The organism is Pseudomonas putida, from assembly GCF_001636055.1.
Lineage (GTDB): Bacteria > Pseudomonadota > Gammaproteobacteria > Pseudomonadales > Pseudomonadaceae > Aquipseudomonas > Aquipseudomonas machongensis.
Window position 1 is genome coordinate 2,971,604 of sequence record NZ_CP011789.1, and the last position, 14,177, is coordinate 2,985,780.

The following is a 14,177-nucleotide window of genomic DNA, read 5'->3' on the forward strand; positions in this document are numbered from 1 at the left end:
ATGAAAAAGCTGTTACCCACTTCAACCGCAGGCAGCTTGCCCAAGCCTTCGTGGCTGGCCCAGCCTGAAACCCTTTGGTCCCCCTGGAAGTTGCAGGACGCGGAGTTGATCGAGGGCAAGCAAGATGCCTTGCGTTTGTCGCTGCAAGAGCAGCAGCAGGCCGGTATCGATATCGTCAGCGATGGCGAGCAAACCCGTCAGCACTTTGTCACGACCTTTATCGAGCACCTGAGCGGTGTGGATTTCGAGAAGCGGGAGACGGTCAGGATTCGTGATCGCTACGACGCGAGCGTGCCGACGGTCGTGGGTGCCGTGGCTCGGCAGAAGCCCGTGTTTGTCGAGGACGCCAAGTTCCTGCGCCAGCAAACCCAGCAGCCGATCAAGTGGGCGCTACCGGGACCCATGACGATGATCGACACGCTGTATGACAGCCACTACAAAAGCCGCGAAAAACTGGCATGGGAATTTGCCAGGATTCTCAACCAGGAAGCCCGGGAGCTGGAAGCTGCAGGCGTCGATATCATTCAGTTCGACGAGCCGGCATTCAATGTGTTCTTCGATGAGGTGAATGACTGGGGCGTGGCCACCCTGGAGAGGGCCATCGAAGGGCTGAAATGTGAAACCGCGGTGCACATTTGCTACGGCTACGGCATCAAGGCCAACACCGATTGGAAAAAGACCTTGGGTTCGCAGTGGCGGCAATACGAGGAAGCGTTCCCCAAGTTGCAGAAATCCAGCATCGATATCGTTTCGCTGGAATGCCACAACTCGCGTGTGCCCATGGACCTGATCGAGCTGATTCGCGGCAAAAAGGTAATGGTCGGGGCCATCGATGTGGCCACCTCGACCATCGAAACGCCTGAGGAAGTCGCCGACACCCTGCGCAAAGCCCTGCAGTTTGTAGATGCCGACAAACTCTACCCCTGCACCAACTGCGGCATGGCGCCTTTGCCACGTCACGTTGCCAGTGGGAAGTTGAGGGCACTGACGGCGGGTGCAGACATCGTTCGGCGAGAACTGTTGAACGCGTGATGAACTCGGGAGGCCGAAGGCGGGCGCTTTCAGGCCTCCCCTGACCGTTGCGAACGGCCCCTTATCCAGGATCTACGCATGTCACTCCCCTGTACGGCTGTCGAGCCATCGCGCTTTCGCCACGCGCTCGGGCACTACGCCTCCGGCATCACGGTGATCACCTCTCGGCTCGATGACGAGCCGGTTGGGTTCACTTGCCAATCGTTCTATAGCGTGTCGATGAGCCCGCCGCTGGTGTCATTCAGCGTCATGTCCAATTCGGCCAGCTACCCCAAGATCCGCCAGGCTGGCCGCTTTGCGGTGAATATCCTGGCGTGTGGGCAGCATGACCTCTCCAACCAGTTCGCTCGACGGGGCACGGACAAGTGGCACGGCGTGCAATGGCAGGTTTCACCCTTGGGGAACCCGATCATCCGCGACAGCCTGCACTGGCTGGACTGCGAAATTCACGCCGAGCATCCTGCGGGCGATCACCTGATCGTGATCGGTGAAGTGAAAGCGGTGAACCTCCAGGAAGCAGCCGCAGCAACGCCTTTGCTGTATTTCAAGGGGCAGTATTGCAATCTCGCCGCACAGGGCGCGTTTTGAGCCCGCGCGGCGAAAGGGTGGCTGGCATCCGTAGCACCGCTCATCCGTTGCGCCGCAATTAAAACGAATCCTTCTGGGTGTGTCGAACTCGCTTATGTAGGCCCTCATAAAAAAGCGAGAACCCCCATGAAAACCAATCTACTGGCCACAGCGCTGCTAACTGCCTGCTTTACCTTGCTCGGTGGCTGTTTCGACCGTGATAACGACCACCCGGCCAAGGACGCCGATCCAAGCAAACCTTCGCTGCAGATGCAGCAGCCCGATACATCCACGACCAATCCGTCCCCCGAGACCAAACCGCAAAATCAATGAGCGAGGTAGCGGGCATGGTGGAGCTGACAAAGGGTAGGGCGGCAACCAGCAAGGCGACCGATGGGCTTGAACATCGCTATCGGGCACTGCTCGAGGGCAGTGACCCGACGACCGAGGCCTGGCTTAGCGAGCAACTGAGCCATGTCCGCACCTTGGCGGACGACTTGCCGGATGATCCTCGGCAACTGCCGGACTGGGCCGCTGCCCATTCGCAGCGGGTCGCCAGTGAACACGCGGCCTATCTTGAACAACGGCGTCAAGGGGCCCCACGCCGGTACTTCCAGAACCGGGCGCAGGCCTTGTGGTTTCTGCAGCAGGTCGCCCCGACCAAGGCGGTCGATGGCGCATGGCTGCACGGCACCCTGTGGCACTGGCGCGACCCACGGTTTCATGGATTGATTCGCACCTTCCTCGAAGAGCTGGGTGATGGCGATCTGCGCCGCAACCACGTGCTGATCTACCAGCGCCTGCTCAGCCGTCTTGGCTGCCTGCAGAGCGCACCGCTGGCCGCTGAACGTTACCTGCAGGGCACGCTGCAACTGGCCCTGGGGCAGCACTGCGAGCGCTTCCTGCCGGAAGTGATCGGTTACAACCTGGGGTATGAGCAGCCCCCGCTACACCTGCTGATCACCACCCATGAGTTGGCCGAGCTGGGCATCGACGCTCATTACTTCCAGTTGCATGTGACCATCGACAATGCTGCGAGCGGTCATGCGCGGCGCGCCCTGGAGTGCTTCACCGAACTCGGTCAGGACCAGGGGCCGGCGTTCTACGAGCGTGTCCGGCATGGCTATCGGCTCAATGACCTGGGTATCGACACACCGTCGCTGATCGCTTCGTTCGACCTGCAGGCCGAGTTGCTCGGCGCGTTGGAACGCAAGCGTGTGTACGGGCAGTGCATGCATTCGGACAGATGCCGCCTGCAAGGGCGCACCATCAACCAGTGGCTCGCCGAACCCGGTGCGATGCCCGGTTTTCTGGATGCACTGCAAGCCCAGGGTTGGATCAAGCGCGACAGCGATCCCAGGGAAAGCCGCTTCTGGGCGCTGATCGACGGTCCGGTGGCAGCCATGTTCGGTGTGTTCGATGCCTATGAAAAGCAGCTCTGGCACGACTGGATCGCCGGCACCTGGCAGGGTGCTGCGATGCGTCGGGTGCCGCCGGGGCAGTGGGAGCAGGCGTTGCAACTGGAGGAAGAGGCGCCCGGCGAAGCGCAGGCGGCGGACATGGCTGTGCTGATCGAAGCGATGGCCGGCAATCGACATTCCACGCCCCAGGGCCTGCGCGCCACCCGCGCATTCATCCAGGCTACCGGGTTGATGAGCGGAGGGCCGAACTGATGCTGCTCGACCAAGACCAGAGGCGTGCCGACGAGGCATTGCTCCAGCTGGGACGTCGGCTGCGCGCCGACGGCTATCGTTTCACCTGCGTGACCCCGGCGACCCAGGCCAGGGTCAATGCTCGCAGCGAAGCGCACCAGGCCCGAACCCTGCGCGATGTGTTTGGCTGGAGTCGACCGTTCGAGGCATCTCTGCTCAGCGCCGACGAACTGGAACAACTGCGTATCGCTGGCGTGCTGGAGCCACAGGGTGCGCTGTGGCGCAGCAGGGTGCGCTGGTCGACCCTGGACGACCTGCTGCTGGTGCACTCCGCCTGGCCGACCGACAGCCGCGACGCGGTGTTCTTCGGCCCGGACAGCTACCGGTTCGCCCAGGTGATCCAGGATCATCTGCAGCACAGCCCCCAGCGTGTGCAGCATGCCGTCGACATCGGTTGCGGCAGTGGCGTCGGCGCGTTGCTGATCGCCCGAGCCGCGCAGCATGCGCAGGTCACTGCGGTGGACATCAACCCTGTGGCCTTGCGTCATACCGCTGTCAATGCCGCGCTGGCCGGGGTGGCCAATGTCTCGGTAGAGCTCAGCGATTTGCTCGGCGGCATCGCCGGGACGTTCGATCTGATCGTCGCCAATCCACCCTACATGCTCGACGTCGGCGAGCGCGCCTACCGCCACGGGGGTGGCGCGCTGGGCGCCGAACTGTCGCTACGGATTGTCGAGCAGGCCCGTGAGCGGCTGTCGGTCGGCGGCACGTTGCTGCTGTACACCGGTGTCGCCATCGTCGAGGGGCGCGACGCGCTGCTCGAAGCCGTTCGCCTGCGCCTGGCCGGGCCTGCGTTCGGCTGGTCCTACCGGGAACTGGACCCCGACGTATTCGGCGAGCAGTTGCTCGAGCCAGGATACGAGCAGGTCGAACGCATCGCTGCCGTGGCCCTGACCGTCACCCGCCGAGGCTGATGCCCATGGCGCGGCCTTGCACGTTCGGCATCGAGGAGGAATACCTGTTGGTGGATCTGGCCACGGGGCGGGTCATGGCCGCGCCGCCCACGGCCGTGGCCCGCTGTTGCCGCGATGCGCTGGGGCCATGGTTCGCCGAGGAGATGTTTCGCAGCCAGGTGGAGATCGCCTCGCCGGTGTTCGATACGCTGCACCAGGCCCGTGATTTTTTCACCGAGCAGCGCCAGCGCCTGAGTCAGGCATTGGCGGGCGAGGGCGTCGGCTTCTACGGCGCGGGGAGCCACCCCAGTGCCCAATGGCTGCGCCAGCTCCCGCGGGAAACCCCCCACTACCGCCAGCTGTTCGACGATTATCGGCTGGTGGCCCGGCGCAGCCTGTTGAACGGCCTGCACGTGCACGTCGGCGTGCCGCAGGGCGTCGATCGCATGCAGGTGATCAACCGGGTGCTGTACTGGTTACCCCTGCTGCTGACACTCAGCACCTCCTCCGCGTACTGGGGCGGACAGGACACCGGCTACATGAGCTACCGACGCGTGTTGTGCGGGGAGTGGCCGCACATGGGGCTGCCCGAACCGCTACCGGACTGGCGCGCCTACGAGCGTTACCGGGCGCTGCTGCAACGCACTGGCAGCCTGGCCGAGGATGGTGACTTCTGGTGGGCGATCAGGCCCTCGCGGCGGTTTCCGACAGTCGAACTGCGCATCTGCGATGGCTGCCCCCGGCTGGACGATGCCTTGGCCATCGCCGCGCTGTTTCGCCATCTCGTCGAGCATGCAGTGCAGCGCAACGACGCTATCGCCAGTCGTGAAATGCGCTGGATCACCCACGAAAACTATTGGCGCGCCCTGCGTGAGGGCCGTCGGGGCACGTTCATCGGCGTTCACGACCAACAGGCGGTGAACGCCGAAGGCTGGCTGACACAACTGCAGATGCAATGTCCGCCCGACACCGCCGACGCTGACCGCGCCTTCATGCACGCCCGGCGCATCCTGCGCGACGGGACCAGTGCCGACCACCAGCGTGACACCTATGCGCTGGCCCGCGAGCAGGGCCTGAATGACCGACAGGCGATGCGCAATGTGGTGAAACAGGTGATGGAGCACCAGTTGTCGGTGCCCGGGATGGGTTGAGTAAACCATCCGCAGATCGTTTGCCTCGAACGCAGTGTGATTCGCGATCAGGCAACCCAGCCAAACCAGAAGGAGTCCAACCCATGCCCAGCAAGCCCCAGGATCAATTCACCCTGCAAAATCCCCTGACCCAATACCCACATCCGCCTTTTCCGGCCCAGGGCCAAGCCGCCCCAGGCCTGGATGCGCACATGCAGCCCAAGCCCGACCACGGTGAAACCACTTACAAGGGTTTCGGGCGCCTGGCCGGACGTCGCGCGCTGATCACTGGCGCCGACTCGGGTATCGGACGCGCCGTGGCCATCGCCTTCGCCCGCGAGGGTGCCGACATTGCGCTCAACTACCTGCCCACGGAGGAGCGAGATGCCCGTGAAGTGGTCCAGCTGATCGAGCGCGAAGGCCGCAAGGCCGTGGCGCTTCCCGGTGATCTCAAGGACCCGCGCTTCTGTAGCCAGTTGGTGGACCAGGCCCACGAACAGCTCGGCGGCCTGGATATCCTGGTCAACGTGGCCGGCAAGCAGGAGGCGCGCAAGGACATCGGCCAGATCACCCATGAGCAGTTCGATCACACCCTCAAGACCAACGTCTACGCCTTGTTCTGGCTGTGCCAGGCAGCAGTGCCGCTGATGCCGGCCGGAGCGACCATCATCAACACCGCCTCGATCCAGTCGTACCAGCCCTCGGCGACGCTGCTGGACTACGCCACCACCAAGGCGGCCATCGTGGCCTTCACCAAGGCGCTGGCCAAGCAGGTGATCGAGCGCGGCATCCGCGTCAACGCGGTGGCCCCAGGCCCGATCTGGACCGTGCTGCAGCCCAGTGGCGGCCAACCACCGGAAAAGATCCCCGACTTCGGTGGGCATACCCCGATGAAACGCCCGGGCCAGCCCGCCGAGTGCGCCCCGTTGTACGTACTGCTTGCCAGCCAGGAGTCGAGCTATATCACCGGTGAGGTGTTCGGCGTCACCGGCGGCGATCCACTGCCATAGGGCAACGTCGAGTAAACCTTGGCCGCGCCGCGCAGTCAGTCATTGTAAGAGGCCCTTCATGCGGGCCAGGGAGGTGGCTGATGAAACTCGTCTGCCTGCTGCGTGGCTGCCAGTGGCGCAGCCTGTTGATCCGTGAAATCGCCGGGCTTGACTGCCAGTGCTGCGAACGCTGCGGCGCGCTGCGCTACAGCCAGCCCGGCCAACCATTCGATGCGTAGGAACCGACCATGGCCCGGGCAATCTGGAAAGGCGCGATCAGCTTCGGCCTCGTGCATATCCCTGTCTCTCTCAATACCGCCGTGCGCACCGAGCGCGTGGATTTCGACTGGCTCGACAAGCGCAGCATGGAGCCGGTGGGCTACAAGCGGGTAAACAAGGTGACTGGCAAGGAGATCGACAAGGAACACATCGTCAAAGGTGTGGAGTACGAGAAGGGCCGCTATGTGGTGATCAGCGAAGAGGAGATTCGCAAGGCGCGGCCCGAGGCGACCCAGACCATCGATATTTTTTCCTTCGTCGACGCCGGTGAGATCCCGCTGCAACAGTTCGACACGCCTTACTACCTGAGCCCCGACCGTCGTGGCGGCAAGGTCTATGCCTTGTTGCGCGAGACCTTGCACAGCACCGGCAAGGTGGCCTTGGCCACCGTGGTGCTGCACACCCGCCAGCACCTGGCGTTGTTGCGCCCGCTGGAGGATGCGCTGGTGCTGATTACCCTGCGCTGGCCCGAGGAAGTCCGTGGCCTGGAGTCGCTGGAGCTGGACAAGAGCGTGACCGACACCAAGATCGACAAGCGCGAACTGGACATGGCCAAGAAACTGGTGGAGGACATGAGTGGGCCATGGAAGCCAGACGAGTACCACGACGCGTTCCGCCAGACCATCCTCGACCTGGTTGAAGAGAAGGCCAGCAAAGGCAAGATCGCGACGGTGGACAAAGGTGAGGGGACAACGGCGGAGAAGGGCGCCGACATCATCGACCTCACCGAGCTGCTCAAGCGCAGCCTTGGCGGCAAGACCAAGGCGAAGAAGCCGGCGAGCAAGCGACCGCGCAAGGCGTCCTAGGGCGGGAGCGCACCCTACCGCACCAGTCCCTCCAGAGCGCTCAGGTAATCGCCGAAGCCTTGGCGAGCCCGGCTGTCCCGCCGACTGCTGGTGGCCACGCTGTGCGCTGCGGTCCAGACGATCTGCGCGCCGTTGGCCTCCAAGGCCAGCACCAGTTGCACATCTTCATCGGCTGGCAATGGTTGGAATCCGCCGGCGCGTTCATAGGCCTTGGCACACACGCCCAGGTTCGCTCCATGGATGTGCCGGTGCCCGTCCCGAGCCTGGTAACGGCTGCGGTATAGCTGGCGCAGCGCGGCGTTCTGCCAAGGCTGCCAGCGCTCGATGTGCACGGTGCCGCAGACTGCGTCGGCGTGCCATTGCAACTGCGACACCAGCCAGTGCTCGGGCACGCGACTGTCGGCGTCGGTAAAGGCCAGCCACTGCGCACCGCGCTCGATCATCCACTCGGCGCCCACGCGCCGGGCAATGCCGACGTTGCCGGCCTGCAGTTCCAGGGTGTGCACGCCATGACGGCGGGCGATGCGTGCGCTGGCGTCGATGCAGCGATCGAGCACCACCAGCACCTCGACCACCAGGCCCGCCGCCTCGGCCCGTGCCACCGCCCGCTTGACGGCGCGCAGGCAGTGTCCGAGGCGGCGGGCTTCGTTGTGAGCGGGAATGATGACGGCGATCATAGGCAGGTCTCGTCCAGGTCCACGACGCTGGGTTGGCACGACCAGTATTCGAGCAGGAAATCCGCCTCCTCGTGGCGTAACAGCGGGTACAGCGGCAGATGTCGGGCAAGCAGGGCGTGGACCTCACGGCCATCCTGGGGGCAACCGGCGATGGGATGGCGCCAGTGGCATACCAGCAGGCCGCCGTCGTAGGTCAGGCTGGCCACCGATTGTTCGATCACCTGCAGCCAGTCGGTGGGATCGAGGTAGTAGCCGATTTCGCTGAGCACGATCAAGTCGAACTGTCCGCCGGGCCAGTCGCCCGGCAGGTGCCCCTGCTCGACGCGGGCGTGGCTTACGCCCGCCAGTCGCTGGCGGGCCAGGGCCACGGCGGTGGCGTCGATGTCCTGGCACAGCAGGTCGGCGCAGCGCTCGGCCAGCAGCACACTGAGCTCGCCGTTGGCACACGCCGGCTCGAACACGCGCTCGTAGCACTGGCGAGGCAGGCTGGCCAGGGTGAGGTCGCGTTTGCGCCGTTCGTACCAGCGGGTACGAAAGGCCCATGGATCATCGTTGCTGGCATACAGGTCGGCGAAATACTGCGCATCGAGGCTCATGGTGACTCCATTGAGGGCGAGACCGGTTCCAAAGGTTGCAGCCGGTGGTCGGCTGAGGCAGATGCTGGTCAAAGTTGCCATGCCCCTGCCGGCATGCCGGTCAGTTGCTGGCCCAATTCGGCGAGGTCGCGCTCCGCGTGACTTTGACGCAGGTACACCGGCAGGTCGGCGCTGAGCCGGGCGAAATGGCTGCTGCGGCAGAACGGTGTGGCGCCCAGCGCTCGGCCGACATGCCGAATGACTTGCTCGACCGCCTGCTCCACCTGGGCGCGGGTGCGGCGCACCTGGAAACTGGCATCGTCCTGAGGGTGCCGGTCGATCCAGGCGGCGCATTCGCGCAGGGCGGCGCGGGCCCCGAACAAGGCGGCATCGACCGCGCCCAGGTGGGCGTCGGCGTGCGGGTCGGGCCGGGGTTTGGCGCAGTGTTCGCGCAGGTAGGCCGCGAGGGCTTCGGCCGCGCCATACCAGCAGGCGGCGATGCCAGCGCCGCCTTGCCAGAATCCCGGGCGGGACAGGTATTGGCCGGGAGCGCCGATCGCCAGGCCCGGCGAATCATCGAATGCGAGGGTGACACTGGCGGTGGTGGCCATGCCCACGGCCTGCCAGTGCTCGGCCTGAATGCGCTGGCTGGGATGGGACAGCTCGATGGCCACCAATTGCGGATGCTCGCCTTCCCAGGCGGTGACCAGCGCGCGATCGATCTGCAACGCCCCCGAACACCAGGCTTTGCAGCCTTGCAGCCGGACTTGATCGCCGTCGCGGGCGACGATGCGGGTGCGTGCATCCGGTGGCTCGGCGGCCCACACGCCCCAGATCCCGTCGCCGGCGTGGTGCTCGGCGGCGCATTCGCTGAGGATTGCCAGGGCGTCCGTGTGGCCCTCGTAGAGCTTGGCCAGGGTCAGGTCGCAACCGGCGACCCGCGCCAGGGTCCTCCAGCGCTCCAGGGTGCGGCCCTGGCCAGGCCGTGGCAGTCGGTCGAGATGATCGGCCTGCAGCAGGTGCAGCAGCTCTGGCAACTGGGTGTCGAGGTCGATGGCCTGCGCTCGCGCGCTGAAAGGGCGCAACAGGTGATCGAGGCGCTCCAGGTCGAAGTCATGGGCGATGCTCATGGGCTTGGCGCTCCTTGGGTGTTCTTCTTCCAGCCACGCAGGTTCATGATGCACAGGCAGAACTGCAGGACGATCAGTGCCCAGGCTTGTACCTGCCAGCCCCAGACCACCCACAGTACATTGCTGGCGATGAAGCAGCAGAAACCGATGCGTCTGCGTCGCGGGCGGCGCGAGCCGATGCACCATGCCGCCGCGATGGTCAGCAGCATGGCGGGCCATTGCAGCAGATCCAGCATTCGCTCCATCAATCGATCCCCAGTTGCTTGCGCATACGCGCGGTGATCGATTGGCGGGTGCTGGCCATCTCGGACCAAGGGTCCTCGACCTGCGCAAGTCGCTCGTGCAGATTGCCGATGTTCCATTGATCGGCGCCTTTGAGCTGGCTCAGCTCTTCGCGCCAGATCGGCACCGAAACCGGCAGGCCTTCACGAGCACGCAGCGAATAGGCCGCCACGGTGGTCGCGCCCTTGCCGTTGCGCAGGTAGTCGATGAAGATCCGCCCGACGCGGTTCTTCGGGCCGGAAACCGCGCTGAGGCGATCAGGGAACAGCCCGGCCATGTGCTCGACCAAGGCATGGCTGAAGTCCTTCACCTCGTCCCAGCCAGCACGCCGGGTCAGCGGCACGACCAGGTGCATCCCCTTGCCGCCGCTGGTCTTGAGAAAGACCTTCAGGCCCAGTTCATCGAGCAGGGTCAGGGTCAGTTGGGTGGCCTCGAGCATGGCTTTCCAGGGCAGCGCGGGATCAGGGTCCAGGTCGAGCACGAAGCGGTCGGGCTTGTCGAAGTCCTTGTTGGTGGCGTTCCAGGTGTGCAGTTCGAGGGTATTCATCTGTACCGCGCCTAACAGGCTGTCGGCGCGGTTGAGTACCATGGCCGCCTGGCCGGCCTGGGCCTTGCTGTAGCTGAGCACCTTGGGAATATGCAGCTGGCCGGCATTCTTCTGGAAGAACAGCTCGCCAGCCAGGCCATCCGGTGCCCGGACCAGGGCGACGGGCCGATCCTTGAGCTGTGGCAGCAGCCAGTCGGCGACCTGCGCGTAGTACTCGGCGACCTGGCGCTTGGTTGCACCGATGGTTGCGTCGACCACGCGGTCCGGGTGGGTCAGGCGCAGGGTGTCCAGGCCCTCGGGTTGTGGCTGTGCTGCGCGCTTGGCGGGCATCGCTTTCTCCAGATCGATGGCGGTGGCGGGCTTGTCGTCGCGCAGGCCGTGGAACACCGCGTGGCGCACGATGCCTTCGCGGGTCATCTGGGCATAGGCCACTTCTGCCAGCAGGTGCGGCTTGAGCCAGTGCACCCCGCGGGCTTCGGCGCCGGTGGGGGGGCTGGGCAACGGCGCTTTGGCGACCCGCAGCGGCTTCAGGCGGGCGAGGATGCTGTCCAGGGTGGCGGCGCTGAAGCCGGTGCCGACTTTGCCGGCGTAGCGCAGCTGACCGCTATCGTGGTCATGCAGGGCCAGCAGCAGGGCGCCGAAACCCTGGCGGCTGCCTTTGGGGTCGGTGTAGCCGACGATCACGAATTCCTGGCGCTGCTTGCACTTGAGCTTGATCCAGTCGCTGCTGCGTCGCCCCACGTAGGGGCTGTCGGCGCGCTTGCCGATCAGGCCCTCCAGCTCCAGCCGGCAGGCGCTGTCGAGCAGCGAGTCGACCGGTTCCTCGAAGTCTGCGGAGTACCTGAGCACCGGCGATGCGTTGTCTTCCAGCAGCCGGGCCAAGGTGTCCCGACGCGCCTTCAGCGGTAGTTCGCGCAGGTCTTCGCGCCCCAGCCAGGGCAGGTCGAACAGGTAATAGGTGATGCGTTCGTCGTGCTCGGTGTCGAAGGCATTCTGCAACGCCTGGAAATCGGCGACGCCGTTGTCATCGACCACCACCATTTCGCCATCCAGCCACGCAGCGTCGAGCCCGAGCGCCTTGAGCGCCTCGACCTGACGGGGCATCTTCGCACTCCAGTCGTGGCCATTGCGGGTGAACAGGCGTACGTCGTCACCGTCGATGCGCGCCAGGATGCGGTAGCCATCGAACTTGACTTCATAGCGCCAGTCGCCGCTGGGCGGGGAGTCGACCAAGGTGGCCAGTTGCGGCTGGAGCTTGTCGGGCAGGGCTTTGGCGCGGGCCTTGTGCTTGCGCGGGGTAGCGGAGGTTGTCTTGGCCGGACGCCTTGGCGGCAGGCTGCGCTCGCTGAGGACGCTGTCCGGCAGGGCTTCGACGATGCTGTAGTCGACCTCGCTGCGCGCCTGCCCGTCATTTGACTTGACCAGCATCCATTGTTCCTTCTTGCCGGCCAGTTGGGTGCGGAACAGGTTCCAGACCCCCGACAGCTTCTCGCCCTGCAGGCGAAAGCGCAGCTTGCCTTTGGCATAGGCTTGATGCGGATCGCCTTCGGGCTCCCAGATACCCCGGTCCCAGACGATCACATCGCCAGCGCCGTAGTGACCCTCCGGGATGTGCCCTTCGAAGTTGGCATAGTCCAGCGGGTGGTCCTCGACATGCACCGCCAGGCGCCGGACCTTCGGATCGAGGGAGGGCCCCTTGGGGATCGCCCAGCTTTTCAAGGTGCCGTCGAGTTCCAGGCGGAAGTCGTAGTGCAAGTGGCTGGCGTCGTGTTTCTGAATGCAGTACTGCAGCGCGTGGCCCGACCGTGTTCTGGCGTGTTTGCCCACCGGTTCGGATGTGGCGTTGAAGTCGCGCTTGCGATGGTACTCCTGCAGGGGCTTGGCCATGGCGGGCTCCGGGAGGGTTCGCGGGTCTCAAGATTGGGAGGCGGCGAGGCGGCGCGGAGTTCAAAAAAAGCGCGGGGTAGGGCGCGGCAAGAAACTCTGAATCATTTGTGTGTGCGCGGAGTCGACCGAGTGAAGCCCACAAAAGGAGAACGCTCATGACCCTACCTGATGACCCAAGACCGCAGGTCGAGATCGACGACACCGAGGACCGCATGGGAAGCGTCCACGAGCTGGATTTCAGTGAGCGTCGTGATGAACGCCAGGGGCGTGTCGGTGACGAGCGTCCGGCGCGCGAGATCGCCGAGGACTATCCACCCCGACGTGTTGCCGAAAGCGGCATGACCGGTGGCGAGGCCTTGAGCGACAGCCTGCACGAGGACAACGTCACCCTGGACGACCTGAGCCCGGACACGTTGTTCGATGAAACCGGTGCTCGCGACCCTGATGAGCCTGGTAGCGGTAGCAGACCTGCTGACCAGACCCTGCGGCATGTGGACGCTCATGAGATCGGAGGCGGCATCGGGCTGGACGAGGCGGAGCTGGCTCGCTCGGCGCCTTTGGACGGTGAGCCGTGGACCGACGAGGTGAGCTCTGAAGATGACAGGAGAGAACCCTGATGAACGAGCAACGATGTTCCTGCAACCACTGTTCTTGCACCGTGGATGCCAATACCGTGGTCCAGGATGGCAAGGCTTATTGCTGCGAGGCCTGTGCTACGGGGCATCGCAATGGGGAGCCTTGTCGTATGGCGGACTGTAATTGTGGTGAGCTGACTCAGCCGAAGGATAGCTCGGTCGATAATGCGCTGGATGAAACGTTCCCGGCGAGTGATCCTATTTCGCCGTAGAATTGCTTTGCGAGCGGGGTGGTTTTTACAGATGTAAGCTTATTCGTTTGCGAGGGTGACTATGCGTCTCCCTCGTAAATGAAAGTGCTTATGACTTTTAAAACACACACTCTGAAAGTTGAATGCTAGAGAGGTGGGTTTTTACAGTTGTGAGCATATCCGTTTGTGAGGATGACGCTTAGTCACCTTTTCGCCCTTACGGCGAGTCACTTTTTGTCAGACGCGACAAAAAGTAACCAAAAAACGCTGCGCTCCATTCATCCGGCCCTGCGCTTCGCTCCGGGTTCCCTCATTCCGGCCTTGTTCCCGGGAGGACCGCGCTGCAGGGCCCATCCTGGGCCCCAGCGCTTGACGGGCATCCATGCCCGTCACCTCCCTCCGCAAGTCCTGCGTTCGGCCTCCTGAAGTCGCGGAGGTACGGGTGGTGCCTGGGCTGGCGTAGCTGTCGCTCGTGAGGTATGAGGCTGAATTCTTGATCGGCAATGGCAACGGCAACGGCATTGAGATTGCCTTGTAAGGACGCAGGCGTTGCGTAAGGCTTCTAAGCGCACGATTGATCAGGCGCCGCCAATCGCGACTTCAGGAGGCCGAGTGGAGTTCTTGCGGAGGGAGGTGACGGGCAGGGATGCCCGTCAAGCGCTGCGCCCCAGGAGGGGGCGTTCAGCGCGGTCCTCCCGGGAGCAAGAGCGGAACGAGGGGAGCCGGAGCGAAGCGTAGGGGCCGGATGAATGGAGCTAGCGGTTTTTGCCTTCTTTTGCCCGCGTGCAAAAGAAGGTCGCCGTAAAGGCGAAAAGGTGAATATGCGTCTCCCTCGTAAATGAAGG

General features: G+C 64.3%; 16 protein-coding genes. 11 read left to right on the top strand and 5 right to left on the bottom strand.

The window, feature by feature from the left end; translation table 11 throughout:
- The 9 genes from AB688_RS13130 (at position 1) to AB688_RS13160 (ending at position 7,408) form a co-directional block, all read left to right on the top strand.
- Positions 1-1,032, top strand: a complete 1,032-nt coding sequence (locus AB688_RS13130) for a methionine synthase (RefSeq protein WP_063544586.1) — start codon at positions 1-3, stop codon at positions 1,030-1,032.
- Positions 1,033-1,110: 78 nt separating this feature from the next.
- Positions 1,111-1,620 carry a flavin reductase family protein gene (locus AB688_RS13135; RefSeq protein WP_063544588.1) on the top strand — a complete coding sequence of 170 codons (510 nt, stop codon included), beginning with the start codon at positions 1,111-1,113 and terminating at the stop codon, positions 1,618-1,620.
- 126 nt (positions 1,621-1,746) lie between these two features.
- Positions 1,747-1,932, top strand: a complete 186-nt coding sequence (locus tag AB688_RS26260; protein WP_081255229.1) for a hypothetical protein — start codon at positions 1,747-1,749, stop codon at positions 1,930-1,932.
- A gap of 14 nt (positions 1,933-1,946) precedes the next feature.
- On the top strand, positions 1,947-3,272 hold the full coding sequence (locus tag AB688_RS13140) for an iron-containing redox enzyme family protein (protein WP_063544590.1): 1,326 nt from the start codon (positions 1,947-1,949) through the stop codon (positions 3,270-3,272).
- Positions 3,272-4,225 (top strand): methyltransferase, encoded by a 954-nt coding sequence (locus AB688_RS13145; RefSeq protein ID WP_063544592.1) that lies wholly within the window; start codon positions 3,272-3,274, stop codon positions 4,223-4,225. The genes AB688_RS13140 and AB688_RS13145 overlap by 1 nt, the downstream gene beginning before the upstream one ends.
- A gap of 5 nt (positions 4,226-4,230) precedes the next feature.
- Entirely contained in the window at positions 4,231-5,355 is a 1,125-nt protein-coding gene (locus AB688_RS13150) for a carboxylate-amine ligase (protein WP_063544594.1), read from the top strand.
- A gap of 83 nt (positions 5,356-5,438) precedes the next feature.
- Positions 5,439-6,344, top strand: coding sequence for an SDR family oxidoreductase (locus tag AB688_RS13155; protein ID WP_054894170.1), 906 nt, complete (start codon positions 5,439-5,441; stop codon positions 6,342-6,344).
- An 80-nt stretch (positions 6,345-6,424) separates the two neighbouring features.
- Entirely contained in the window at positions 6,425-6,562 is a 138-nt protein-coding gene (locus AB688_RS27015) for a PSPA7_2676 family Cys-rich small protein (RefSeq protein ID WP_172964775.1), read from the top strand.
- Between the two features lie 9 nt (positions 6,563-6,571).
- On the top strand, positions 6,572-7,408 hold the full coding sequence (locus tag AB688_RS13160; protein WP_063544596.1) for a Ku protein: 837 nt from the start codon (positions 6,572-6,574) through the stop codon (positions 7,406-7,408).
- Between the two features lie 14 nt (positions 7,409-7,422).
- On the opposite strand, the gene AB688_RS13165 is transcribed toward AB688_RS13160, so the two are convergent.
- The 5 genes from AB688_RS13165 to ligD all read right to left on the bottom strand — a co-directional run bounded on the left by AB688_RS13165 (position 7,423) and on the right by ligD (position 12,506).
- Positions 7,423-8,085 (bottom strand): glycosyltransferase, encoded by a 663-nt coding sequence (locus AB688_RS13165; RefSeq protein ID WP_063544598.1) that lies wholly within the window; start codon positions 8,083-8,085, stop codon positions 7,423-7,425.
- Positions 8,082-8,681, bottom strand: coding sequence for a class I SAM-dependent methyltransferase (locus tag AB688_RS13170; RefSeq protein ID WP_063544600.1), 600 nt, complete (start codon positions 8,679-8,681; stop codon positions 8,082-8,084). The genes AB688_RS13165 and AB688_RS13170 overlap by 4 nt, the downstream gene beginning before the upstream one ends.
- A gap of 68 nt (positions 8,682-8,749) precedes the next feature.
- Entirely contained in the window at positions 8,750-9,790 is a 1,041-nt protein-coding gene (locus AB688_RS13175; protein ID WP_063544602.1) for an acyl-CoA/acyl-ACP dehydrogenase, read from the bottom strand.
- On the bottom strand, positions 9,787-10,035 hold the full coding sequence (locus AB688_RS13180; RefSeq protein ID WP_063544604.1) for a hypothetical protein: 249 nt from the start codon (positions 10,033-10,035) through the stop codon (positions 9,787-9,789). Before AB688_RS13180 ends, AB688_RS13175 begins: the two co-directional genes overlap by 4 nt.
- On the bottom strand, positions 10,035-12,506 hold the full coding sequence (ligD, locus tag AB688_RS13185; RefSeq protein ID WP_063544607.1) for a DNA ligase D: 2,472 nt from the start codon (positions 12,504-12,506) through the stop codon (positions 10,035-10,037). Before ligD ends, AB688_RS13180 begins: the two co-directional genes overlap by 1 nt.
- 155 nt (positions 12,507-12,661) lie before the next feature.
- On the opposite strand from ligD, the gene AB688_RS13190 reads away from it, so the two are divergent.
- Both AB688_RS13190 and AB688_RS26265 read left to right on the top strand, forming a co-directional pair.
- Positions 12,662-13,123: a hypothetical protein gene (locus AB688_RS13190; RefSeq protein ID WP_054894177.1), complete on the top strand. Its 462-nt coding sequence runs from the start codon at positions 12,662-12,664 to the stop codon at positions 13,121-13,123.
- Positions 13,123-13,353, top strand: a complete 231-nt coding sequence (locus tag AB688_RS26265) for a metallothionein (protein ID WP_081255230.1) — start codon at positions 13,123-13,125, stop codon at positions 13,351-13,353. Before AB688_RS13190 ends, AB688_RS26265 begins: the two co-directional genes overlap by 1 nt.
- Positions 13,354-14,177 lie beyond the last annotated feature (824 nt).